Annotated in this window: 23 protein-coding genes and 4 pseudogenes; 9 read left to right on the top strand and 18 right to left on the bottom strand. The window is 68.4% G+C overall.

Annotated elements, in window-relative coordinates; genetic code table 11:
• Positions 1–282: 282 nt before the first annotated feature.
• The 3 genes from G3I41_RS30150 to G3I41_RS30140 form a co-directional block, all read right to left on the bottom strand.
• Positions 283–1,008 (bottom strand): glucose 1-dehydrogenase, encoded by a 726-nt coding sequence (locus tag G3I41_RS30150; protein WP_164403708.1) that lies wholly within the window; start codon positions 1,006–1,008, stop codon positions 283–285.
• A 545-nt stretch (positions 1,009–1,553) separates the two neighbouring features.
• On the bottom strand, positions 1,554–3,140 hold the full coding sequence (locus G3I41_RS30145) for an AMP-binding protein (protein ID WP_164403707.1): 1,587 nt from the start codon (positions 3,138–3,140) through the stop codon (positions 1,554–1,556).
• Between the two features lie 88 nt (positions 3,141–3,228).
• Entirely contained in the window at positions 3,229–4,116 is an 888-nt protein-coding gene (locus G3I41_RS30140) for a LysR family transcriptional regulator (protein WP_164403706.1), read from the bottom strand.
• A gap of 184 nt (positions 4,117–4,300) precedes the next feature.
• On the opposite strand from G3I41_RS30140, the pseudogene G3I41_RS30135 reads away from it, so the two are divergent.
• Together G3I41_RS30135 and G3I41_RS30130 are read left to right on the top strand one after the other, a co-directional pair.
• Positions 4,301–4,597, top strand: a pseudogene (locus G3I41_RS30135) (transposase); the annotation flags it as partial.
• A 359-nt stretch (positions 4,598–4,956) separates the two neighbouring features.
• Positions 4,957–5,820 (top strand): DUF1963 domain-containing protein, encoded by an 864-nt coding sequence (locus G3I41_RS30130; protein ID WP_164403705.1) that lies wholly within the window; start codon positions 4,957–4,959, stop codon positions 5,818–5,820.
• A 216-nt stretch (positions 5,821–6,036) separates the two neighbouring features.
• Here the strand turns inward: G3I41_RS30130 and G3I41_RS30125 are convergent, their stop codons facing one another.
• On the bottom strand, positions 6,037–6,531 hold the full coding sequence (locus G3I41_RS30125; protein WP_164403704.1) for a DinB family protein: 495 nt from the start codon (positions 6,529–6,531) through the stop codon (positions 6,037–6,039).
• A 388-nt stretch (positions 6,532–6,919) separates the two neighbouring features.
• On the opposite strand from G3I41_RS30125, the pseudogene G3I41_RS30120 reads away from it, so the two are divergent.
• Positions 6,920–7,066: pseudogene (locus G3I41_RS30120) on the top strand (IS5/IS1182 family transposase); the annotation flags it as partial.
• Between the two features lie 56 nt (positions 7,067–7,122).
• On the opposite strand, the gene G3I41_RS30115 reads toward G3I41_RS30120, so the two are convergent.
• The 3 genes from G3I41_RS30115 to G3I41_RS30105 all read right to left on the bottom strand — a co-directional run bounded on the left by G3I41_RS30115 (position 7,123) and on the right by G3I41_RS30105 (position 8,350).
• Complete coding sequence (locus G3I41_RS30115) at positions 7,123–7,425, bottom strand: DUF6342 family protein (RefSeq protein ID WP_164403703.1); 303 nt, start codon at positions 7,423–7,425, stop codon at positions 7,123–7,125.
• A gap of 144 nt (positions 7,426–7,569) precedes the next feature.
• Positions 7,570–7,869, bottom strand: a complete 300-nt coding sequence (locus G3I41_RS30110; RefSeq protein WP_164403702.1) for a DUF6342 family protein — start codon at positions 7,867–7,869, stop codon at positions 7,570–7,572.
• A gap of 184 nt (positions 7,870–8,053) precedes the next feature.
• The gene (locus G3I41_RS30105) at positions 8,054–8,350 is read right to left on the bottom strand and encodes a DUF6342 family protein (protein ID WP_164403701.1); all 297 of its coding nucleotides are present in this window, start codon (positions 8,348–8,350) and stop codon (positions 8,054–8,056) included.
• 577 nt (positions 8,351–8,927) lie between these two features.
• On the opposite strand from G3I41_RS30105, the gene G3I41_RS30100 reads away from it, so the two are divergent.
• Genes G3I41_RS30100 through G3I41_RS30090 form a run of 3 tightly spaced genes read left to right on the top strand, consistent with a single transcriptional unit; the run spans position 8,928 to position 11,373 of the window.
• A complete protein-coding gene (locus tag G3I41_RS30100; RefSeq protein ID WP_164403700.1) occupies positions 8,928–9,731 on the top strand; it encodes an alpha/beta hydrolase in 804 nt (267 codons plus the stop codon).
• A complete protein-coding gene (locus G3I41_RS30095) occupies positions 9,731–11,017 on the top strand; it encodes a SpoIIE family protein phosphatase (RefSeq protein WP_164403699.1) in 1,287 nt (428 codons plus the stop codon). Before G3I41_RS30100 ends, G3I41_RS30095 begins: the two co-directional genes overlap by 1 nt.
• Complete coding sequence (locus G3I41_RS30090) at positions 11,014–11,373, top strand: STAS domain-containing protein (protein WP_164403698.1); 360 nt, start codon at positions 11,014–11,016, stop codon at positions 11,371–11,373. The genes G3I41_RS30095 and G3I41_RS30090 overlap by 4 nt, the downstream gene beginning before the upstream one ends.
• A 251-nt stretch (positions 11,374–11,624) precedes the next feature.
• Here the strand turns inward: G3I41_RS30090 and G3I41_RS30085 are convergent, their stop codons facing one another.
• The 3 genes from G3I41_RS30085 to G3I41_RS30075 form a co-directional block, all read right to left on the bottom strand.
• On the bottom strand, positions 11,625–12,131 hold the full coding sequence (locus G3I41_RS30085; RefSeq protein ID WP_164403697.1) for a hypothetical protein: 507 nt from the start codon (positions 12,129–12,131) through the stop codon (positions 11,625–11,627).
• A 197-nt stretch (positions 12,132–12,328) separates the two neighbouring features.
• Entirely contained in the window at positions 12,329–13,717 is a 1,389-nt protein-coding gene (locus tag G3I41_RS30080) for a beta-propeller fold lactonase family protein (RefSeq protein WP_203601853.1), read from the bottom strand.
• An 841-nt stretch (positions 13,718–14,558) separates the two neighbouring features.
• A complete protein-coding gene (locus G3I41_RS30075; RefSeq protein WP_164403695.1) occupies positions 14,559–15,167 on the bottom strand; it encodes a CGNR zinc finger domain-containing protein in 609 nt (202 codons plus the stop codon).
• 115 nt (positions 15,168–15,282) lie between these two features.
• On the opposite strand from G3I41_RS30075, the gene G3I41_RS30070 reads away from it, so the two are divergent.
• Positions 15,283–16,182 carry an EamA family transporter gene (locus tag G3I41_RS30070; protein ID WP_164403694.1) on the top strand — a complete coding sequence of 300 codons (900 nt, stop codon included), beginning with the start codon at positions 15,283–15,285 and terminating at the stop codon, positions 16,180–16,182.
• A gap of 943 nt (positions 16,183–17,125) precedes the next feature.
• On the opposite strand, the gene G3I41_RS30065 is transcribed toward G3I41_RS30070, so the two are convergent.
• Both G3I41_RS30065 and G3I41_RS30060 read right to left on the bottom strand, forming a co-directional pair.
• Positions 17,126–17,542, bottom strand: coding sequence for a Tn3 family transposase (locus G3I41_RS30065; protein WP_164403692.1), 417 nt, complete (start codon positions 17,540–17,542; stop codon positions 17,126–17,128).
• An 11-nt stretch (positions 17,543–17,553) separates the two neighbouring features.
• Positions 17,554–18,570 carry an NADP-dependent oxidoreductase gene (locus G3I41_RS30060; RefSeq protein WP_164403691.1) on the bottom strand — a complete coding sequence of 339 codons (1,017 nt, stop codon included), beginning with the start codon at positions 18,568–18,570 and terminating at the stop codon, positions 17,554–17,556.
• Between the two features lie 69 nt (positions 18,571–18,639).
• On the opposite strand from G3I41_RS30060, the gene G3I41_RS30055 reads away from it, so the two are divergent.
• Positions 18,640–19,764 (top strand): helix-turn-helix domain-containing protein, encoded by a 1,125-nt coding sequence (locus G3I41_RS30055; RefSeq protein WP_203601852.1) that lies wholly within the window; start codon positions 18,640–18,642, stop codon positions 19,762–19,764.
• Between the two features lie 25 nt (positions 19,765–19,789).
• Here the strand turns inward: G3I41_RS30055 and G3I41_RS30050 are convergent, their stop codons facing one another.
• Together G3I41_RS30050 and G3I41_RS30045 are read right to left on the bottom strand one after the other, a co-directional pair.
• A complete protein-coding gene (locus G3I41_RS30050) occupies positions 19,790–20,089 on the bottom strand; it encodes a hypothetical protein (RefSeq protein ID WP_164403690.1) in 300 nt (99 codons plus the stop codon).
• Between the two features lie 79 nt (positions 20,090–20,168).
• A pseudogene (locus tag G3I41_RS30045) lies at positions 20,169–20,292 on the bottom strand (IS5/IS1182 family transposase); the annotation flags it as partial.
• Between the two features lie 41 nt (positions 20,293–20,333).
• Between G3I41_RS30045 and G3I41_RS30040 the strand changes: the two are divergent.
• Positions 20,334–21,225 (top strand): annotated as a pseudogene (locus G3I41_RS30040) (IS5 family transposase).
• A gap of 7 nt (positions 21,226–21,232) precedes the next feature.
• Here G3I41_RS30040 and G3I41_RS30035 read toward each other — a convergent pair.
• The 4 genes from G3I41_RS30035 to G3I41_RS30020 form a co-directional block, all read right to left on the bottom strand.
• Positions 21,233–21,448 carry an e9imm peptide gene (locus G3I41_RS30035; protein WP_203601877.1) on the bottom strand — a complete coding sequence of 72 codons (216 nt, stop codon included), beginning with the start codon at positions 21,446–21,448 and terminating at the stop codon, positions 21,233–21,235.
• Positions 21,449–21,492: 44 nt separating this feature from the next.
• Positions 21,493–21,732, bottom strand: a complete 240-nt coding sequence (locus tag G3I41_RS30030; RefSeq protein ID WP_164403688.1) for a hypothetical protein — start codon at positions 21,730–21,732, stop codon at positions 21,493–21,495.
• A 311-nt stretch (positions 21,733–22,043) separates the two neighbouring features.
• Positions 22,044–22,400 carry a glycosyltransferase gene (locus G3I41_RS30025; protein WP_239081900.1) on the bottom strand — a complete coding sequence of 119 codons (357 nt, stop codon included), beginning with the start codon at positions 22,398–22,400 and terminating at the stop codon, positions 22,044–22,046.
• A 138-nt stretch (positions 22,401–22,538) separates the two neighbouring features.
• Positions 22,539–23,114 carry a CGNR zinc finger domain-containing protein gene (locus tag G3I41_RS30020; protein WP_164403687.1) on the bottom strand — a complete coding sequence of 192 codons (576 nt, stop codon included), beginning with the start codon at positions 23,112–23,114 and terminating at the stop codon, positions 22,539–22,541.
• Positions 23,115–23,200 lie beyond the last annotated feature (86 nt).

Genomic DNA, 23,200 nt, shown 5'->3' with positions numbered 1-23,200 from the left:
CCCGCACAGCGCGTGCGAGCCAGGCGGGTGGGCCTGGTAACCCACGGGCTGGGCGAAGCCGGTCATGGCGGTGTGTCTCCTGTCCGCCCCGTTCCGGGTCGAGGGGGAAGTCGATGTCGAACCCGAGCACTCCGAGAGAGCGCCCTCGGTGACGGCCGGTGGTCGGCGAGTATTCCGGCCGAGGCGCCCACATCACCGCTCTTCAGCGCAGGCGACTCGTCATCCAGGTTGCAGGTCCTCGGACTCGCCGTAGCCGGTGAAATCGAAGGAGAGCACCTGGGCTCAGGCCAGCCCGCCCGTTACCCGCAGGTTCTGGCCGGTGATCCACCTGCCTTCCGGGCCTGCGAGAAACGCGACGACAGCGGCCACGTCGGACGCCTCTCCGAGGCGGCCGAGAGGTGTCATCCCGGCGACCGCCCGGAGCGTCTCCGGGGGATTTGCGCCACGGAGCATTTCCGTGTCGGTCGCGCCGGGAGAGACAGCGTTGACCGTGATGCCTCGTGGTCCGAGCTCCCTGGCTGCGACCGCGGTCAGCTGCTCGATCGCGCCCTTGCTGGCGACGTACGGCCCGATCCCCGGCACGGGACGCACAGTGTTCATGGTCGAGATGTTCACGATCCGCCCACCGTCGCGCATCTGCCTGGCTGCATAACGCATCGTCAGGAAGACCGACTTGGTATTGATCGCCATCACGCTGTCGAATACCTCCGCCTCGGTCTGTGCAAGTGGCACCGGGCTGTGGGCCACCGCCGCGTTGTTGACCAGGATGTCCAAGCCGCCGAGGTGCGCCTCTGCGGTTTCCATCAGCTGCTCCGGCGCCTCGGGCTTCTCCAGGTCCAGGCACACCGCCCGGGCGTTGCCACCGTCCGACTGAACGACGCGGACGACATCGGCAGCGGCGTCCTCACTGGTGGAGTAGTTGAAGACTACGTCGACGCCCTCACGGCACAGGCGTTCGACAATCGCTCGACCGATTCCCCGGGACCCGCCCGTGACGACGGCCGTCATGCCTTTGAGCACTGTTCCTCCGCTGTCGAGAAAATGATCTGAGAGCCTGAACGTACTGGTGCCAACGCTCCCGCTCCACCGTCTCGCATGCCTGATCCGCAGACCGGCTCGAAGGACTGCCCGTAAGGAAGCTCGGATCACCCGCAGTGCGAGGGGAGCCTTCTCGGGTGTGATCGCTACGGGCTCCCCCGAATCCGACGTGCCGCGCCCGGGACGGTGGCAAGGATCGCCGACCGGTTCGTCGGTCCGCAGGGCCTGGATTCAACGTCGTACCTCGCCCCTTCGAGCATGTGCAGGAGATCGCGTCCGCTTCTTCGAGGCGCTGGGTGCGTCGAACGCAGGGTGCCTCAGGAATTCGTCCGTGTCCCGGTTCGGCCTCGCGCCGTGCGACCGGGAGCCCGGCGCGGAGAAGACCGAGGTGTCCGCGCACCTGTGACACCCAGGCTGATCCGAACCGGTGCGGTGATACGCGTCGGTCAGGCCCCAGGTGTGGTGGCTCGCGCGGAGCTGGTCGGAGGGGCGGCATGCGCTTCCACGGAACCCGCTCAGGAAGGCAGGTCCTCGGGCCCCGATGCGGCGGTCGCCCAGGGGTCGGCAAGTCGGGATCGCAACAGGCGCCGGTCCGGCTTGCCCACAGCTGTCAGAGGGATCTCCGGTACGAGGTGCACGGCGTGCGGAGCATAGAGAGCTCCCTTGCGTACGGTGACGAAGTTCTGAAGCTCTTCCAACGAGGGATCGTGCCCGGCCGCGGGCACCACGGCCGCGTGCACCTGTTCCAGTGCGTGCCTGTCACGGCTGCCGAAGACCGTACACCGGGCGACGCCGGGATGACGCAGCAGCAGCTCCTCCAGATCGGCCGGATAGACGTGACCCCCGACGACCACGATCATGTCCTTGATCCGGTCGACGATGAAAAGGTGGCCGGCCTCGTCGAGGTAGCCGACGTCGCCGGTGTGCAGCCAGCCGCCCCTCAACACCTCGGCGGTAAGCTTCGGTTGCTTCCAGTAGCCGGGCATCACGTGGTGCGAACGGACGTGCACCTCCCCGAGCTCACCCGGTGGCAGACGAGTGCCGTCCGGGCTCCGGAGGGCGATCTCCACACCGGGCATCGCCCGGCCGACCGTGAGATGGCCGTCGCGACCGGTCAGCTCCTGTTCACCGGGGCCCGCTTCGGTGATGAGTTGGGCCTCGGCCTGGCCGTACCAGCCGTACAGGACGGGCCCGAGGACCGCGGCCGCCTCGCGCAGCCTCTCGGGTGAGGCAGCCGTACCGCCGTACGTGATCCGGCTCAGGCTGCGCAGATCAGTGCCCGGCAGATCGGGGTGGTCGAGGATCTGATAGAGCAGCGGCGGCAGGAGCCAGGTGTGGGTGATGCGTTCACGGGCGACGGCGGCCAGTACCTCACCTGGGTCGAAGCCCTCTTGCAGCACCACCGACCCGTGCTGGTACAACGTGCGGTCGACGAGGAGCCCAGCAAGGTGGGCCAGCGACGTGCAGGCGAGGAAGCGGGGCGGCTCGCCCGCACCCTCGAGCCGGTCATCGAGGCCGCGCCGGTGCGAGGCATGGCTCATCCGGATGCCCTTGGGCATGCCTGTCGTGCCACCCGTGTGCCCGATGCGCCAGTCGTCCCCCGGTCGGGCCGGGCTCCGCAGCGGAAGTGCGGGGCGGCGGTCAGCCAGGGCCAGGACGTCCTCGGCGTACGTGCTCGGCCCCAACGACAACGTGCGGTGCGTGGCCGCCGTGCCCACCAGCTGCGCGCCCGCCTCCTGCCGCCGACCGTCCACGAGGAGCAGCGAACAGTCGACGCTCGCCATGATGTCCGCCATCGTGGTCGCGCTCGTGCCCTCGTAGAGGGTGACGACCTTGCCGCCGGCCATATTGGCGGCGTAGCGCGCGACGAGACCCTCCACGGTACTGCCCGTGAGCAGGGCCACCGTGGTGCCGCGGCCCACACCGCGATCGCGCAGTTCGGCGTCGAGGCGCCGGATACGGTCACGGAGGTCGGCCGCACGGATGTGCGCCCCGTCGGCAGAGGTGATCACAGTCCGCCGCGGCTCGGCGGATAAGACATCGAGGATGGCCTCGACATAGCTGACGGATGAGTCCCTCACAGGGCCGTAATGCCCGCTCATCGCCGTTCTCCCTCGTCGGAATCGTTGTGGCGCCCTTGACGTTAGTGCCGCTCTCCTCATGACCTCCACTACCGATATCGCCATGCACTCATGACGGATGGGGCATAAGGCGTTCCCGCGCCAGCCGGCGGAAGTCCAGCGCGGCGGGTGACAGATAGGCGCCCTGCCGCCAGACAAGGGTCAGCGTGCGACGGCTCTCCTCACCGCGCAGGCGCGCCCAGGCCACCGGGCCGCCCTCACCTATCGTCCGCCGGGCGACGGCGGGCATCAGCCCGACCCCGAGGCCCGCGCCGACCATCTCCGGCGTGGCCGCAGCCTCGTCGCCCTCGCAGACCACCTGCGGTCGCAGCCCCTCCCGGGCGAACAGCCTCTCGAGGAGGGCGCGCTGCCAGTGCCCCGTTCGCGTAGTGACGAACCCCTCCCCTGCCAGCTCGGTCAACGCGACGTCCTCTCGGTCTGCCAGCCGGTGGCCACGCGGTACGGCGAGGAATACTTCCTCCCGGCAGAGTTCCACGGTTGCCAGCCCAGGCCCGGACAACGCCTGGGAAGCCAAGGCGAAATCCACTTCGCCGGAAGCGACGTGTCGCCGCATCCCCTCCAGTGAGGCTTGGAACAGCCGCACCTTCACGCCCGGACGCTGCGCGCGGAAGGCCGCCAGCACCCCGGCCAACTGCAAGAGCGTCTCCGCCGCTACGGCCACCCGTCCAGGACCTCCGGCGGCCGCGTCAGCCATCTCACGTCGTCCGTCGTCAAGTTCGGCCAAGGCATTGTCGACCCGCCCAAGAAACGCGACGCCGTGGTCGTTGAGCCGTATCCGACGCCCCTGACGGTCGAAGAGGCGCACGCCGAGGTCCGACTCGAGCCGGCTGATTGTCCGGCTCACCGAGGGCTGCGCGACACGCAACTCCTGCGCGGCGCGGCTGATGTGCTGGTAACGGGCCACGGCCTGGAAGTATCGCAAGGCAAGGAGATCCATGGCAGCAGTGTCTCCCCCTCGCGTCCGCCGATGGCTGGAACGAGCCTCGGGGCTCTGTGTCCGCGCAGCCGCGACCGCCCGGGCTCCTTGACCCTTGGACCGTGTCCTGCGTGGTGAGTCGGTGGTTGGGTTCAGCGTGGGGAGAAGTACTGGGAGTCGGATCGTTCCCGACGGACTGTGAGAGATCGCGGAGCCGCTGATCCCGCCGTCGAAGGTGCGGCCGCAAGGCGGCGGGCCACAGGACACACCTGATGAGACGCTGTTCGCGGCGCTCATCTATGTCCTGGTCAGCGGATGTTTCTGGCTGGCGTTGCCGCCGTGCTTCGGAATATCGAAGTCGACGGCCCGCCGCAGGCTCCTGATCTGGTCGCTAGCCGGTGTCTGGGACCCGCTGCACGAGGAGATCATGCCCCGGATGGACGACGCCGGCCTGCTCGACCTGTCCCGGGCCGTGCTCGACTCGGCCCACGTCAGAGCCAAGACCGTGTCCTGCATGCCGAGTCGGGCCAGCCGAAAGCCCGCCGAGCTGTGCGCGGCGTTCGAAGCCGCTGGCATCGTGGAGGAGGAATGCCTCGAACCGGGCGAGGCCGACGGCTCCATCACCATGGGCGCCGTCTGTGCTCTGGCCCGCCTCCCGCGCCCGCCCGGAGCGCCCTGCGTCAGGTTGCGCTGGTGGCCCTGCCGTTCGGCTGACGGGGCCGCCCGTGACGTCGGTCGGCGAGCGGCCCCGCCCGACTGCTCGGGTCCTGCTCGTGCACCCTGCCTTCGAACGCCAACGGCTGGGCCATGCAGAGGAGATGCACTGTCCCAACCCTCCGCCTCGTTCGGTACGGTGCGCCCGTGACGTCTGCGATACGAGACCGGCTCCGTCCCTTCCGTGAAGAAGCCGAGGTCCAGGGCGTGCCGGCCGACGATGTGGAGCGGTGGCTGGCCACAGCCCGTCCCTGTGCCACCCTGGCACTGTCCGACGACGACACCGGACCGGTCGTGGGACGGTTCGGCGGTGAACTGCTGCTTCCGGCCGACACCCGGGACCCCGGGCACCCCTTCGTGGCCTCGGTCGACCTCGCCGCACTGCCGGCCGCGGCGACGGACCTCCCCTTGCCGCCTGACGGCCAGTTGCTGTTCTTCGCCCTGCTCGAGACCAGGGAAAACACTTCCATGGGCACCGTGATCCACGTGCCGGCCGACGCGGCCGTCACCCCACGGGATCGGTGCGCGTGGGGGCCGGCGAACATCGCCGAGGACGACAGGGTGTTCGCGAGCTATCCGGAGGGGCCTCTCCGGGCGCGGACCGACGTATCGCTCCCCCACCACCAGTTCGTCGTTCCCCTCGGTGAGGAGGAAGCCGTATACCTTCCCGGGCATCCCCGCTGCTCCGAACTCGTCGAGATCTGGGAGGACACCAAGGACCTCATCGCGCCCTCGGCGCAGATGCAGATCGGAGGATACGCGGACGAGGAGATCGTGGAGTTCGACCCGGTCGACATCGCGGCGTCCCTCGCGGCGCAGGCGGTGGACGCCGGCCACTGGGACGGTCCCGTCTCGGCCGACGTGGCCGACTGGGTGCTCCTGGCCGACTGGTACGCCGGCAGGGACGTGGAGAAGCGGGAAGGCGCGACCGTCCACTGGGTGATCCAGCGCGAGGACCGCGCGGCCCGACGCTTCGAGCGTGTGTTCACCACCGTCTACTGGAACCCCTGAGCAGGCCATGGCGGTGGCGAGCCGGAGCGGCAGGCAACCGGTCTTCGACCACGAGGGCGCACATGCGGCGCACGGGGCCGTTTCCTACGTGGTAAGCCGGGCGAGTCGTTCGTAAACGACCGGCCCGACAAGTCCTGGTTCGATCCGGTTGAGCCACGAGGCGGGAGGGCGGGGATCCAGTGGACGTGCCAGATCGGGCGAGCAACGGACCACTGTTCAGGCGGCTTGCATCTGCTCCCGAAGGATGTCTGCGTGGCCGCAGTGCTGGGCCAGTTCGCGCAGCATGTGGAGGTAGATCCAGCGCATCGGCAGCGGGCCGCGCCGGTTTCCCCGTACGACATCGTCCAGCGACAGCTCCGCGGCGGCCTTCCGCGATGCCTCGCAGGCTTCCCTGTAGGCGAGCTGAACCGAGGCGACGGTATCGCCGTATTCCAGGTCGAAGGACTCGTCGGGTGTGGCCGGAATACCGATCTCGGCACGCGACCGACAGGTGATCGCCTCGTCGAACCAGACCTTCTCCACGAACGTGGCGTGCTTGACGAGCCCCAGCAGCGTGGTTTTCGATGCCACCAGCGACCGCCGAGCCTGCTCCTCGGTCAGCCCGTCCAGACTGGCGTGGAGGGCGGCCCGGTGCTCATCGAGGAACGTCTCCAACTGCTCGCGAAGCGGGGCGGGGAAGGTAACGGGGTCGGTGGTCGATCGGAAGTCCATGACTGCAGACCCTAGCCTGGCGCTTCCGTGAGATGCCTCTCTGCTCACCGGCCACGCATTCAAGTGCCGCCCACTCTGGCTCGGCGGTGAGGAAGCCGACGATGTATCCCCGGATGATCCCGCTTTGGCCCTACATCCGGCCTGGCCGAGCAACTGGACAACAGGGCGGCTGCGTGTGACCGGACTTTGAACAGGGAAGACCCCGACCTCTCCGGCTTTCCGTCGGAGCAAGCTGAGCAACGTTTCGTTGACCACCAACGCGGTGGGGTCGATGCGCTCCAGCGGCTTCGCCCAGTGAGCCTCTTCGAGTTGGTGACCGATCGGGTGATGGGCCGCGAAGCGCAACGAAGGAGGCCCCGAGCTGCTGATCGAGATGGCTGACGTCTGTACCCTCGCCGGGTGCGACCGGGTCGGCGACGGCCGGGCCGACTACTCCCACGAACACCGGCGCCACAACGATGTGCAGGTCATTACCGATCCTGGAGGCCGGCTGCCCGGGCTCTCGCCCGCCCTGCCGGGCCACACCCACGACCTAGGCAGAGGGAGGCCGCCCCCCGGGTGGCTGGGCTGCGGCCTCCTTCCCGTCCGGGCTCAGTCGTAGGACAGGTCGCCCCAGTTCTCCTGGGACAGGCTGCCCGCGAGGTAGAGGTTCCCCTGTGAGTCCAGGATCGCGACCACCTTCTTGTCTGTGCCGTGGTAGGTCGTGAAGTAGAACTTGTTCTTCTCGTGGTCCACTTCGAGGTTGGTGTTGATCGACAGCTCGATGCTCTGCGGGCTGCTGATGAGCACGTCCTTCTTCGGCCAGTAGAGATGGTTCTGCCGCAGCTTGACGCGGCCGTTGCCGTCGCCTTCCCAGTTCTCGTCCGTGGCTACGCCGAGATCGATGTCGGGCATGGAGTCCCCCTCTGTGATCCACGGCCGTTGCCGATGGGCAACCGCCGCGCTCCGGTGAAACAAGGTCGTGGCCGGATGAACGGCTTCCTCATCCGGTGGAGGCGCACGCGCTTCGGGCGCGCACAGGAGCGGTGGGGCCGTGCCCTAGTAGGTCAGGTTCTTCTGCTCTGTGATCAGCCGGCCGGCGAGGCGCAGGTTGCCCTCGGAGTCCAGCACCGCGAGGATGCGCATCAAGCTTCCGTGGTGGGTGGCGAAGAAGAACTTGTCGGCTTCCTGGCTGCTGGAGTGGTTCGTGTTCACCGACAACTCGATGCTCTCCGGGCCGCTGATGAGTACGTCCTTCTTCTCCGAGTCCGAGTAGACCCGGTTCTGTGTCAGCTTGACGCGACCGTTGTAGTCACCGGTCTTCACATCCGATGCCACACCGAGGTCGATGTCGGGCATGGGGTTCCCCTTTACGGTCCGCGGAAGTCCCTGCGGGCACTACCGCACTCTGGTGGACACGAGATCAACGCCGGGCGAGCGGCCTCATCACCCGCAAGGCGTACGTACCGTGCGCGGCGCGCGGGCCCTGCCCCCTTGTCGGGCTGACTTCCCGAGAGGGGAAGAGGGCCGGGGCCTCGCACTGTCAGGCCAGGTACCCCTGATGGGGGAAGACCTTGCCGGCGATGGACATGTGGCCGTCGGAGTCGATGACGGCGATGACCTTCTTCGTGCTGCCGTGGTGGGCCGTGAAGTAGATCTTGTCGCCTTCCTGGCTGCTCGACAGGTTGGTGTTCACCAGCAACTCGATGCTCACCGGCGACCCGACGAGCACATCCTTTTTCGCCGGGCTCGATTGGCCCCGGCTCCCCGTCAGCTTCACGACGCCGTGGAACTCGCCGACTTCCCAGTCATCCGCCGCGCCGAGGTCGATGTCAGGCATGGAGACCCTCCTCTTCGGTCCCGCGGGCGCCCATGAGACACGTCCGCGCTCCGGTGAAAAACAACTTCGTTGCCAGGTAAGGCACTTGGCCACGCGAACTGATCGAGAATCTACCCAGCGCTCACGCGAAGTCGGCACATCCGTCCGAAAATTTCCGGCATAGGAAGAAACTAATAACTCCTGATCGCTTCTGTCCGCGCACAAGACCCCAGGAACACCACACACCACTCGTGCTCCCAGACTGTCCACACGGCAGAGCCGGTGCCGATACGGAGGCGCGCGGTCCAGGTGAGGCAGAGCGGGAATACCTCGTTCGTCTCGATGCGCGCCGCCGAACGAGGCGTACACAGCCACGCCGGCCAGCAAGCACGCATGCGCCAGGACACCGCTGCGGGCCGGTCGTACCGGGGGTAATTGCCGACCCCTGACGAAGGGCCCGTGGGCACGCCCGAGAATGAGCTCGCCTGCCACCCTCGCCTGCCACCAGAGTATGCGCATCGCGTGAGGACCCTGCGTAAGGACTGCGGCAGCCGGGGTCAGGAGTCGAACCGGGGTCAAGGGCTGCGAGAGTGGTGGCATGGATATCCGAAGGAGAAACAACGTCACTGTGACCGGAAACCCGCAGGGGCCGACGGTGGTACTGGCTCATGGATTCGGTTGCGACCAGAACATGTGGCGGCTCACGACGCCCGCCCTCATGAACGATTACCGTGTGGTCGCATTTGACTACGTGGGGTCCGGTTCCTCGGATCTGTCGGCTTTCTCGGTGGAGCGCTATAGCGCTTTGGAGGGTTATGCCCAGGATGTGGTGGATGTGTGCGAGACGCTCGACCTGCGCGACGCCACGTTCGTAGGCCATTCCGTCAGTGCCATGATCGGGGTCCTGGCTGCGGCGATGATCCCGGAGAGAATCGGTGCGCTGATCATGGTGGCGCCTTCTCCGTGCTACATCGACGACGAGAATTACCGGGGCGGTTTCAGCGCCGAGGACATCGACGAACTGTTGGCATCGCTGGAGTCCAACTACCTGGGGTGGTCCGCGGCGATGGCACCGGTGATCATGGGAAACGCCGACAGGCCCGAGCTCGGAGAAGAACTGACGCACAGCTTCTGCGCCACCGACCCGGAGATGGCACAAGTTTTTGCCCGGACCACGTTCCTGTCCGACTCACGGACCGCTCTCCAGGGTGTGAAAGTGCCGACGCTTGTCCTGGAGTGCACCCACGACGTCATCGCCCCGCGGGAAGTCGGCGCCTACGTTCACCAGGCGATCCCCGGATCATCGCTGGTGACTCTCGATGCCACGGGGCACTGCCCGCATCTGTCGGCGCCGGAGGCCACCAACGAAGCCATTGCCGCGTTCCTGAGGAGTCTGCGGTGATGTGCCGCTCCGGACAGCAGTCCGACCCTCACAACACCGGCCCCGAGAGCAGCACGGACGCCGCGTTCGCCGCGCTGTTGGAGGACAGCGCCGACGAACTCTACGAGAGCGCTCCGTGCGGGTACCTCTCCACCCTGATGGATGGCACCATCGCGAAGATCAACACCACTCTGCTGGACTGGCTCGGCCTGGAGCGCGCGGCGGTGGTGGGCCGGATGCGGTTCACCGACCTCCTTACGGTCGGCGGCAAGCTGTACCACGAAACACACTTCGCTCCTCTGCTGCAGATGCAGGGCAAGGTCAGCGGCATCGCCCTCGATCTCAAGCGGGCCGACGGCGGACGGGCGCCGGTTCTGGCCTCCTCCGTGGTCAAGCACGGCGCCAACGGAGAGCCTCTGCTCATCCGCACGACCGTCTTCGACGCACGTGAGCGCCGTGCCTACGAGGACGAGCTCCTGCGCGCCCGCAAGGCGGCCGAGGAGGCCCGCAAGGAGGCGGAGGCCGACCGCCGTCGGCTGCAGGACGCCCTGGCCGTGCTCCAGCAGTCGCTGCTGCCCACCACGCTGCCCGCCGTGCCCGGAGTGGAGGCGAGCGCCCACTACCGCACCGCATCTCCCGACCGCCTCGGCGGAGACTTCTACGACCTCTTCCCCATCGACGGCAAACGTTTCGGCTTCTTCCTCGGCGACGTGTGCGGAAAGGGGCCCCAAGCGGCCGCCGTCACCTCTCTCACCCGTTACACCCTGCGGGCAGCGGCCCTCCACCACCCGGACCCGGTTTCCGCCCTGTCCACCCTGAACACGGTGCTTCACGAGCGCTACACCGGCGGCGATCCCCGCTACTGCACAGCAGTGTTCGGCATCCTCGAACCCGACCTCTCCGCCGGACACACCTCTGTGCGCCTGGCCTCCGGTGGTCACCCCCCTGCCCTCGTCCTGCGGGCCGACGGCACGGCCGACTTCCTGCCCACCCCTGGCGGACTCCTCGTCGGGATCCTTCCTGACGCGCCCTTCTCCTCCGCCGCTACTACGCTCGCCCCCGGCGACACCCTGTTGCTGTACACCGACGGCCTCACCGAAGCCCGCACGGGAGCCGACCGGACCGCGTTGTTCGGAGACGAAGCCCTCCGCACCCACGCCGCAGGCTTTGCCGGGAAGCCGCCGCACGCCGTCATCGAGGCCCTGAGCGGGCTGTTGGACGACTTCGGCGACGGACTCGACGATGACACAGCCCTCCTCGCCCTTGGCGTGCCGGCTACCAGATCGGAGACGAAGAGCACCGCATGACCCCGCTCACAACCACCACTCGAAGCGCTACCGCCGGCCCCCTTCTGGCAATCACGGGCGACCTCGACTACGAAACCGTCGGCCAATTGCGCGACATTCTCACGACCATCGCCCTGCGACCGGGCCAGCTCCTGGTCGTCGACCTGGGCGGCATGACGTTCTGCGATTCCAGCGGCCTCGCCGCCCTCATCGCCGCCCGGACCCACGCCCACGCCGCCGGTGCCGAGATCGCCCTCGCCGCCGTACCCCAGCACACCCTGCGCGTCCTGCGGGTCGTCGGCCTCGACCAAGTCTTCCGTCTCCAGCCCGCCAGTGACGCTCAGGGAAGCCCCGAGGCCGGCCACGGCACGCCGTGACCACAGGAAACGTGGAGGCGTGCGACAACCCTCTGCAGGTCATTGGCCGGCGCCGCACGTGCGGGCGAGAGGCGACAGCCCCGACGGTGCGGCTCGCCCCGCACGGCCGCATCCACCCCTGTGCCGGCTTGGAAGCGTTTCCGGTGCGGACGGCCAGGACGGCATCAAACCCAGCCGACTGGCAGAAGGGCCACGCCGCTGAGGCGATCCCTTCCGGCCTCTGAGAAGCCATGAGGCCGGAAGGGATCAGGCTATGCCACGTCCAGGAAGAACTTCTCGTCGCCGCCGCCGTTGGCGTTGTACTGGCAGTTCACCGTGCCGCCGGGCCCGGTCGCGTCGGTGACCCCGCTGCCCGTCACCAGGCGCAGGAAGATGTTCGCGAAAGCCGCCGACTCGAAGGAGAACGAACCGTCTCTCTGGGCGCGCGCTCGGAACTTCTCGTAAGGGCCTATGAAGAACTGGCAGTTGACCGTGCCGCCGCCGCTCATGTCGGTGGGTACCCCGGAGCCGTCCATGCGCAGGAACACGCTGGGAAAGGCCACCGATTCGAAGGCGTACGAGCCATCGGCCTGTGGCCGAACCTTGAACGTCGTCCAGGCGCCGGTACCGTACTGGCAGTTGACCTTGCCGGCGCCGGGTTCGCTGGGGGCGGTCACGCCGGTCCCGTCCATACGCAGGTACACGTTCGAGTAGTGCGTCGACTGGATCGTGATCGGGGTCTCTCCGAGTTTCGCGAGGTCGGTTTCCGATAGAGCCATGCTGACCATTCCTTCCCTCTGGGATGCGTTGGCGAGTGGGATGAGCGCAGTCGCCGTCCATGCCTTGCGGCGCTGATGCGGTGAGCCGATGGCGGGGCGGCAGGAGGCGGCGATCGACTTTCCCTCGGAGTGCGACGGAAAGTGACCCACCGCCCGGGTGGCACGGGACGCCTGTGCCGTCCGGGCCGAGTGTGAGGTCAGGGGCAGCTGACGAGCACGATGGACAGGGCTGTGCAGGTGAGGGCCGCGCTGTCGTTGGCCGTGTTGGGATCGGCGGGTGCGGAGGCGGTCCGCTCGCCGGTGACGGTGACGGGGCCGAGCGTGAGGAGGTTCAGGGGCACGCGGAAGGTCTTGCTCACGCTCGCACCGACGGCGATTGGGCCGTAGGTACAGGTCACCGAGGCGTTCGCGGAAGTGCATCCGGCGGCAAGGTCGGTGGCCGCGGCGCCGGCCGGGAGTGTGGCGGTCAGCGTCGCCGAGGTGAGAGCGTCCGGGCCGTCGTTGCGGGCCGTGAGGGTGTAGCCGAGGTAGGGCACCAGAATGCCCAGGCGCGGCTTGGCAGTGAGGCCGACCTCGATGTCCGAGGCCTGCGGCGCGGGCCTGAAGGCCATGCCGTAAGGGCCGGTGAACCCGGTGATCGTCGCGGTGACCGTATGGGAGGCGGTATTGATCACCGAAACCTGGTTGCCGGACTGGCTGGTGGCGTAGACGGCCGTGCCGGACGGATTGATCCTGGCCTGAGCCGGGTTGCTGCCCACCGGCACGGTCGCGGTGACGGTGAGGGCCGCGGTGTCGATGACGGAGACCGTCGAGCTGCCGTAGTCGGCGACGTAAGCCCGTGTACCGGCCGCGTTGAACGACACTCCGTTGGGAGCGGTCCCGACCGGGACGCCGGCGATGACCGTGTTGGTGGCCGTGTCGATGACGGAGACCGTGGACCCGCCGTTGTTCGTGACGTACGCGACGGTTCCGGCGGGGCTGACGGCCACACCTGAGGGGGCACTGCCGACCGGGATGGTCGCGGTGACCGTGTTGGTCGCGGTGTCGATGGCCGAAACGGTGTCCTCGTAGTTGTTCGTGACATAGACGGTGCTTCCCGAGGGGGCGACCGCCACCCCGTTCGGGCCGCTTCCGACCGAGACGGTGGCGCTGACCGACGTGGTCGCGGTGTCGATGACCGAAACCGTGCTCGTGCCGTTGTTGGTGACGTAAGCGGACGCGCCAGACGGAGTCAACGCCACGGAGAGCGGGCTGCGGCCGACGGGAACGGTCGCGGTCACCGCGTTGGTCGCCGTGTCGAATACCGAGACGGTGTCGCTTCCGAAGTTCGTGACGTACGCCTGAGTGCCGGCGGGAGACACCGCTACGTTGGCGGGGCTGCTGCCGACCGTGACACTGGCGGCGACGACGTTGGTACTCGTGTCGATCACCGAAACGGTGTTGCCACCGATATTGGCTACATAGGCGAGCGGGCCGGTCGCGGCCTGCGCGGGGGCGCTCAGCGCCGCCACCCCCGTGAGCGCCAGAGCGCCACCGGCGGCCAACGAGACCAGGCGGCGGCACCAGGCGGAAGAGAACCGGCGCATGCGGGCAGGTGCAGAAGGCAAGGGACTTCCCCTCATCGGTCCGCGCGCCGACGGCGGGCCCTGAGGACCCGGGAACCGGCGGCCACGCGGTCGCGCGACTCCACCACCGAGGGCCGGTCGGCCGCTGGCGGCGGAGCTCTGGCCGTACTGCGTGCATCGCGCACCGCCGCCACCGACACCTGCGGACAACGGCGCACACCTCACATTCACCACCGTGGCGTGAACCGGAACCACGACAGCTTCGTCCGACCGGACAGCGGCCAGGCCGCTCCCCCGAAGTCACCAGAATCATCGCGATCCTCCACCAGGAATGCCACAGAACATCCATAGTTGTCTGCAATAGATCTATGGGAATGACTGCGGGAAGCCTTGACGCACCATCAGCACACTCGGCATCAGGCCCCTCGGCCGGTATCTCTGCCATCACCTGTGGCTGCACACAACGGCAGACCGCTGTGGGCGACGCGCAGGGCGGCCTCGGCGAGACGGGCGGCACGGGAGCACCACGAGGGGTGGGAGAAGGAGCTGTTCGAGGGGGCGAACCGCTCCTTCTGACCCGTCAAGCGGTTCGGGCAGCCCTCCGAGCGCAAGAGCTACGGAGACGAGTCCCGGCGCCTGGGGCGCTCGCGAACATCCCCGCCTACGGCAGGGCAACTCCAAGGGGCACCACGAAGTAGCCAGGTCGCCGCACCCGCGCACGCACCATGCCGGTACATGAATCCGCCGCGCAACCGTCGGCCCTGTGGTCGCTGAACCGACGATCCGCGGGCCGGCGGTTCAGGTACGCCGTCCCGCACCGAGCGGCCATCGAGATCACCGTCGACGGCCGAAGTTCGCGTCGTTACTTCTGTCCTCCCTGCCTCTCCATGCCTGCGCCACCGACTGCACTTCTGTATGCGCGTGGTGTTGTTGGTCTGGTTGTCGGTGTCGCGCTTCCATGGCGTCGCTCGCGGTGGCGGGCCACGGCGTCGTTGTTGGCGCAGCGCACCGAGCAGTAGGCGCGTTTGCCGTTGCGGGAGGTGTCAACGAAAGCCAGAGCGCAATCGCGTCGTGCACAACGTCCCAGCCGCTCGGCGTCGGCGGAGCAGATGACGTAGGCGAGTCCGGCCGCGGTGATGGCGCGGATGTGCGCGGCCGGGTCGGCGCCGGGGGCGCTGTAGTGCAGGTGGGGCCGTCCATCATGCAGAGAGATACGGGGGCTGCTCGAAGCGTCGGCGAGGAGCGCGTTGACTGCATCGCACCGCTCATCGAGGTTCTGTCGCCCGAAACATGCGGCCAGGCGCCGGCTCCACGTCCAGATGGTCTCGGCCTGCGCGGTAGTGAGCGTGCGGTTCACCACGCCGTGCGCGGACAGGAGCGGTTTCAGGTCTGCGGAATGGGGTGCCTCGGTCAGGTTGACGAGGTCAGCGGCAAGTCGGGCGGCCTCACCGCCGTAATGGTTGAACTGCATAAGACAATTACATCATGATGTGCCCCGGGTGGGCACCTGGGCGACAGGCTGAAGCGCTGTGTGGCCGTCGCGGCCTGCCGGACGACACCGGATGCGACGAGATCTCGGAGGCGCGATGACGCAGGCTGCCCGCTTGCCGCAGCAGGGGACCGCGACGGCGCCGGCGTTGATGCTGGTCCAGATCGCCTGTCTTCAGGCTGGGTCGGCCGTCGCCAAGGAGGCGTACGCGTCCGTAGGCCCCTCGGCTCTGGCCGGTATGCGGCTGTTTTTCTCCGCCGTGATCCTTTGGCCGCTTGTCCGGCCGTCACTGCGCGAGGTCACGGCGGTACAGTGGCGTGCAGTGATCTCGCTCGGCTTGGTCTTGGCGGCCATGAATGTGGCGTATTTCCAGGCCATCAGCAGCCTGCCGATCGGCGTGGCCGCGACCGTGGAACTGCTCGGCCCGCTCGCCTTGTCGATCGCTCTGTCCCGCCGGCTGGAGCATCTCGCGGTGGCGTTGCTGACACTGGCGGGCGTACTGCTCCTGACGGGCCTGGGGGCCTCGCTGCCCGCCGTCGGGCTGCTGCTGGGAGGCACCGCCGCGTTGTGCCGGGCCGCGTATGTGGCCCTGAGTCGGCGGGTTGGACGGCTGTTTCCCGACTGGACGGGCCTGTCGCTGGCATTGGCCTGCGGTGCCTGCGTTCTGACCCCAGTCTCCGCTGTCACGGACGGTGTTGCGGTGGCGGCCCACCCTGCGGTTCTCCTCACCGGTCTCCTCGTGGCTCTTCTGTCCTCGCTGATTCCGTACGCGCTGGACATGACGGTGCTGCGGCGTATCGATGCCCGTACCTTCGGGGTGCTTCTCGCAGTGAGCCCCGCCGTGGCGGCGGCCGTCGGCTTCCTCCTGCTGCACGAGCAGTTGACCGTACGCCAGCTGGCAGCGATCGCGCTTATCGTCCTGGCTGGCGCCTGGTCGGTGCGGCGGACTGGGCGGCCTGCCGCACCAGAGGCCCGGCCTGACACGCCTGATAGCTGAACCTTCTACTCGATGTAATGGTTGAAGCGCTATAGACAGTGACAGCATGTTGGTGGCATGACACCCACACCCTCGGCCACCGCCACGCCGTCACAAGACCGCTGCCCCGTCTGCCATGAGCCGACCGAGAGGGAAGCGCGGTGGTGGACACTGCGATCCCGACACCGTACGTCCGAGGGCGAGGTCGAGTACTGCACCGGTGGCTGCGGGTGCCTCGTCGTCCTGGTCAACGGCGAAATGGTTAAAGCTCTCCCCGCCGACCGTCGGTGAAGTACGAGCGGAGCCACAGCATCAGGGCCCAGGTTCAGGCACAGGCCACTCTGCGGTGCCGAGGCGGCACCCCGGAGTCAGGCGGCCCCCCTCCCTTATAGACAGCGGGACGGGCCAACCGTTGCGGCGGGAGCCGTACCTTGTCACTGCTGACGTGACCGGGCCGCTCGCCCTACGGGCGAATACTGCAACTCTCGAGTATCGACACTCCACCAGTAGCGCGGGAAGTCGTTCGAGGCGATCACCGGCCGTGTCACCGGATCCCTCCAGCGCCCACACGTTCTGCTCCTGGACGCTACGAGAACAGCGGTGGCGAGCCGGCCCGCGAACGCCAGCTGGTTCACGTCGACGCCAGGGACCAGACGGACGAGTTCGGCGAGCAGTGCGGCATGGGCAAGAAGCGACGGCGACAGGAGGCCGGCGGCGGCTTCGCGGGCGGCCTCACTTCCCACCACTCGTCGTCCACGATCAGCGGCCGGGTACCCACACGTTCACGACCGGCCTGATCGGTCAGACCGGTCACGACCAACCAGGACGCCTGATCGAAGACCCACTCCGCGAAGGGCTCATCAAGAAGCGCCGGCTGGTGCTCACGTCACGTTGCCGCGCAGCAGCGCCGTCGCCGCGCGCGTGGCGCGTGTAGCCACATCGTCGGAGGAGAGGCGGGAGAGCGTCAGGAAATTCTCCGTGTCCAGGGTGACGTAGCCATGGGCCAGGACGAAGAGCTGTTCGAGTAGAAGCAGTGCTTGGGAAGGGTCGGCGCGCCCTCGATCACCGAGGCGACCTCGGAGGCCGAACATGACTTGAGCGGGGAGTAGACGCAGACCGGCTTTCGCTCGACATGCCTGTAGATCATCGCCCCGGGGTCCTGGCAGCCGGGGTGCCACTCGGTCATCAGGTGGCTGGACCGGGCACCGGACTTGCCGCTGTCGGAGGCACACGCCGTGCCGGTGCCCCACCACAGCTCATCCCGGATGGCGAAGGTGGCGTTCACCAGCTTCCGCATGGCCGCGCGCATGGGGGCGCGGTTGACGAACAGGTGCCGCACTCGCCGCAGCGTCGCCTCGCTCTCGCCATGCCTGCCGGTCACCTCGACCCGCCTCAGCGCACGGTGATGACCAGCTTGCCCTTGGTACGGCCTGTCTCCGCCAGGACGTGGGCCCGGGAGCCTTCGGCGAGGGGGAAGGTGCCGGAGACGTGGGCGCGGAGCCTGCCTCGCTGGACGAGCTCGGCGACAGCGCGCATCCCTGCCTGGTCGTGCTCAACGAGGAGGGTGACGGCGCGGACCTGAGCCTTCTTCGCCGCGGCCAGGGTGTCCTCGGCACCCGGCAGCAGGGAGACGAGGACGCCACCGGGAGTGAGCACGCCCACGGAGCGGGTGGCGTTCGCCCCGCCGAGGGTGTCAAGGACGACGTCATAGCGCTCCTCGGTGTCGGTGAAGTCCTCGGATCGGTAGTCGATGCAGGCGTCCGCGCCGAGCTCGCGCAGGAAGTCGTGATGGGGGGCGCTCGCCGTCCCGGTGACGTACGCGCCACGCTCCTTGGCGATCTGTACGGCAAGATGACCGACTCCGCCGGCTGCGGCGTGGATCAACACCCGCTGCCCGGGCCGGAGGTCCGCGGTCTCGACGAAGGCCTGCCAGGCAGTGAGCGCGGCCAGAGGCAGCGCGGCGGCCTGGACGTGGTCGATTCCGGCGGGCTTGGCGACGAAGGCGCGGCTGGGGCCTGTCACGTACTCGGCGTGGGAGCCGGCCCCGTACGGGTAGGGCAGCATGCCGAACACCTCGTCACCGGGCTTGAAGAGGGTGACGCCGAAGCCGGTCTCCACCACGGTGCCAGAGACATCCCAACCGAGGGTCAGCGGCGGGGGCGGCAGGAAAATACTGAGGGCGCGGTGCTTGAAGTCCGTGGGGTTGAGACCGGCCGCGTGAACGGCGACGAGGATCTCCCCGGGGCCGGGCGCGGGTCGGGGAAGCTCAGTCAGCTGCAGGACCTCGGGGCCGCCGAGGGCCGTCTGGTGCAGGGCGAGCATGACGGGGGCGCCGTCCAGGACAGCGGGATGGGAGAAGTCCGTGGCGGCCGGAGAGTTGAGGTTCTCAGGGGTGTCCGTCGAAGTCATGCCTCGATCCTGGCCACTCGCCCCTACCCGGGCGATGGCAAGAAGGTCAGCCTTCGATACATTCCCGCCATGCCCGTCACCCCTGCCGCCCGCTGCGTTCCCGGAGCCTCCAGCACTCCCGACGTCCGCCCCTCCGCCGCTCCCTCACGGGCCCGTGACCTCGCCGACCGCGCGGCCGAACTGGATCGCCGGATGCGCCCGGACCCGCGGCCCGACGCCCACAAGGTCGTGGTCCTTGCCCTCGACGGCGTCTACCCCTTCGAACTCGGCATCCCTCACCGGGTCCTGGGTTCCGCCGATGGCCGCTACGAGGTGCTGTCCGCGAGCGTGGACGGGGAGCCCGTGCGTACCGACGCGGACCTGACCGTCATCCCCGGGCACGGCCCCGAGGTGCTGGCCAGGGCGGACACCGTGGTCATCCCTCCGTACGCGCTCTCGCCGGACCCGGCCCCGCAGGCGCTCACCGCCCTGTCCCGCGTCCGCCCCGGGACCCGCCTGGTGTCCATCTGCACCGGCGCCTTCCTGCTGGCCGTAGGCGGTCTCCTTGACGGGCGCCGGGCCACCACCCACTGGGCACTCACCGACTACTTCCAGGAGCTGTTTCCCCAGGTCGAGCTTGACGCCGGCGTGCTCTTCGTCGACCACGGTGACGTGCTGACCTCCGCGGGCGCGGCGAGCGGTGTCGACGTCTGCCTGCACATGGTGCGGCAGGACCACGGCAGCGAGGTGGCCAACCAGGTCGCCCGTCGCTGCGTCGTACCGCCCTATCGGGACGGCGGGCAGGCGCAGTACATCGAGCGGCCGCTGCCGCCGGCGAGCGGAACCGGCACCGGGCCGACCCGCGACTGGGCCCTGCAGCGGCTGGAACTGCCTCTGTCGCTGGACGAACTGGCCGCGCATGCGGCGATGAGCACCCGTACCTTCGCCCGGCGCTTCCGGGAGGAGACCGGGCTGAGCCCCGGCCGCTGGCTGACCCAGCAGCGGCTGCGGCGGGCGCGGCATCTGCTGGAGTCCAGCGACCTGCCGGTGGAACGGGTCGCCCACGAGGTCGGCTTCGCCACCGCCACCTCGCTCCGGCGGCACCTGGCCGCGGAGGCCGGGGTTGCCCCGTCGGCATACCGGCGCACTTTCCGTGCCCAGGGTCCGGTCGCGGGCGACGTCAGGGACGTATCAACGACGGGGTCCGCTCGGTGATGCGGTAGTAGGGCGTCACCCGGCATCAAACCGTCGACGAACGTCGCTCGCCCTCGCCTACGGCTGTCGGGTTCTTGTGCCGTCGCAGCTCGCGGATCTGTTCGATGGGAAGCTCGCGCCGCTCGGTGACGAGGGCCGCCGCTTCTGATGGCGACATCGCCAGGGCGGCGAGCGTGTCGGCGCCCAATGCCTCTGGACTCCAGCCGGAGTTCTCGTCCTCGGGACCGAGATGTTCGATCACCCACGTGCGCAGCATGAAGTCCTGCTGGAGTTTGCGCGCTGATCCCTCTGCGCTGGCGCCGAGCATGCGTCGGTTCGCCAGCAACGACAACTCCGCCCAGTGCCGACGCATTGCGCGGGGGTGGCTTGAGTCGCAGGCGTGCCGCTGGGCAAGGCCGATGGAGAAGGCAGTCCCATCGGCCGTGGTGAGGGAGATGGACCGTGCCGCCTGCGTCCCTGGTAGCCCTTGTCTGCCCAGCCGCTGATGGCGGCCTCGGCGAGTGCCTCGATGATGCCGTGCTCGCGCGCGGGGAGAGCGTGGTGATCTGTCGGACGCGGCGTGGGAACGGATGCGGCCGTTTCTGCCGGTGAGCAACGGCCGGTGCGGACGGTGGCGCGATCATCGGCAGGTGATCGACGGGATTCTGCACCGGGTGCGGACCGGAGTGCAGTGGCGTGACCTGTCGGCGCGGTTCGGCCCATGGAAGACGGTCAATGAGCGCCATCGACCGTGGTCGGCGGACGGAACCTGGGACGGCTGTTGCAGCAGGTCCAGGCCGCGGCCGACGCGGCGGGCGAGATCGACTGGGACGTCTCGGTGGACTCCACCATCGTGCGCGCGCACCAGCACGCCGCCGGTGCCCGAACCGACCCGCCACCGGCACCGGGCGCGTCAAACGGGAACGAGGCGGCAGGACACCAGGACGAGACACCGTGGCAGAGCCTGGTCGGCCGGCTGGTGGAGGTGGTGAGCGAGGAGGGCCTGGGCCGCTCGCGCGGCGGCTTCACCGGCAAAATTCATCTGAGTGCCGACGGCCGCTGCCGCCCGCTGTCCCTGGTTGTCACCGCAGGACAGCGGGCGGACTGCACTCAGTTCATCCCGGTACTGGAGAAGATCCGGGTTCCCCGCCCCGGGGGCGGCAGACCCCGCAGGAAGCCGACAGCGTTGCGGCCGACAAGGGCTACATCAACGGCCCCTGCCGCGAATACCTGGGGCAGCGAGGCATCCGGCACACCATCCCGGAGAAGACCGACAGCCGGGCCGCCCGCCTGCGCAAAGGATCACGAGGCGGACGCCCCCCGGGCTTCGATGAGGAGCGGTACAAGAAGCGCAACACCGTGGAGCGGGCCTTCAACAGACGCAGGAACTCCCGAGCGGTGGCCACCCGGTATGACAAGCGTGGCTACGTCTTCCTCAGCACCGTCACCGTGGCAACCGTGGTCATCTGGCTGCGATCTTGATGCCTTCTCACAGCGCGAAGGGCTGGTACTCCAGAGCTTGATCGACCACTTCAGCGGCTGTCGGCTCCGGCCCCTTCGGCCAGAAGATCAGGTCGCTGATATGGCCACTTGGACAGCCGAGGGCCCTGCTCAACGTCTTTAACACGTGGGAGGCCTCGGCATCGTCGGCGTAGTCCGCGTCCATGATCTTCTGAACCATTGCAACGGCAGTCTCACGAGCCATCACCACTGCAGTCACCCCTTCCAGGCGACTGGGAGCCTAGCGAGTCACATAATCGGCCGGACAGCTTCTAGTGGGCCGTGGTCGGCCCGGCCGACGGCGCCGTCCGCGTCCAGGGACCGCGTGACCTCTGGGCCGTGCTCGAAGACGCGTACGCACGCTGGGAGCGGCCCGGCCGGCCCCAGCAGTACCGGGTCGACCTCCGCGACCCGGCCGGGGGCCCGGCACGTCAGCAGCTTCGGCGCGGGCTCGACGGCGGCCCCGGCCTGGACGCTGCCTCCGCTCACCGCCGTCGTGCGGCAGACGCCATGAGTACCGGAACGGCTTGCGGCGTTACCCGGCGGGCCGTGGCTGCCACCCCTCCGCCCGACAGGCGTAGCCGATACCCCTCTGGATGACGACGGCGGCGCCGCGGCTCCGAGGGATCGCTGACCGCCGGTCGTTCCGGCGGAAGGGCGCCCTGTCACGGCGCCCTTCCACACTCCGGCCCACTCGCAGAGCGGGCAGAAGCGCAGACAAAACCATGCCCCACCCCAGAACGCAGAATTCCGGGTGCTCACGAGGGTTTCCGCTGTGGGGTCCGACCACACCGCGCCGGTCACAGAGGAACGACCGCTCCTTCGCGCATCCACCCCCGCCCATCCGCCGCTGCGTCGGTGGTGACCAGCACATAGCCGTACTCGTTGTAGGAGGCGCCCTCACATGTGGCCGCGCCTACGATGTCGCCCGCGTACTTCGTCTTCACGACGGCGCTGTAGGGATTCGGTTCCTCGTACACACCGGCTGTCGGCCACACGACCTTGTACTGGCAGCCGGCCGAAGCCGACGCGTTGGCGACCGGGCTGACGACGAGCGAGCCGCCGAAACCGAACGCAACGAGCAGAACACTGGTGACGAGACGCCTTGTAGGCATGATGGTCGCGGCTCCGAAGAAGTAGGTGCATGTCGGGTACATGATGACAGCCTGCAGAGGCGCGGCACTCGCGGGTTGACGGTCACAGCACCGCCTGACGGAACCCGAGGCGAGCCATCCGGGCTTCCCGCGCCTGGCTGTCGCCGGCTTCGAGCGGATCAGCCGAACCGACAGCAGTGATCACTGTGCCGCCGTGGCACTTCGGCTCTGGTTTGCATGGAAACGCGCCTTCTTCTGACGGTTGCCGCAGGTGTTCATGTCACACCATCGGCGGGTGCGGCTTCTACTGGTGTCGAAGAAGGCGGCTTGGCAGGTCGGTGAGGCGCAGAGGGCCAGCCGCCCCTCCCGTTCACCGGCGACGATGGCGATTGCGTCGGCGGCGATCACCCCCAGAGCATCCTCCAGGGCGGAGGCTGGCGCCAGCTGCCAGCGGTGCTTGCCCTCAGGTGTCAGCATCGAGGTGGCCCGGCCCTGTCCGCTGCGGTCATTGAGCGTTCGGACAGCGCATGCGGGCAGCGGGCCCTGGAGCGCGGCTGCGGTTGCGACCGCGTGGATCGACTCCCTCAAGTCCCGAGCGAGATCGAGCTGGTCGGGAGTGCAGGAGTGCACCTCGAGGCCGTAGATCGCCAGCCAGTCGACGAGCCGTCGCGGCGTGGGAATGCGCTCCACAGCCTCGCCATGACGCTCGGACAAAGTCCCCGTGAAGCTGGTCGCCAGTACGGCTCCGAGGCGGAAGTCGGGGAACTCAGCACGCATGGAACCACCATAGACGGTTGCACGCAGGCGCAGAGGCACGCTAGAACCGTCAATGCCGGTTCGCAACGGGATGCGGTCGGTATCGC

The sequence above is a fragment of the Streptomyces sp. SID9727 genome, assembly GCF_010550605.1.
Classification (GTDB): domain Bacteria; phylum Actinomycetota; class Actinomycetes; order Streptomycetales; family Streptomycetaceae; genus Streptomyces.
Note: the sequence above shows the minus strand (reverse complement) of the source record. Positions and strands in the feature narration are given on the sequence as shown.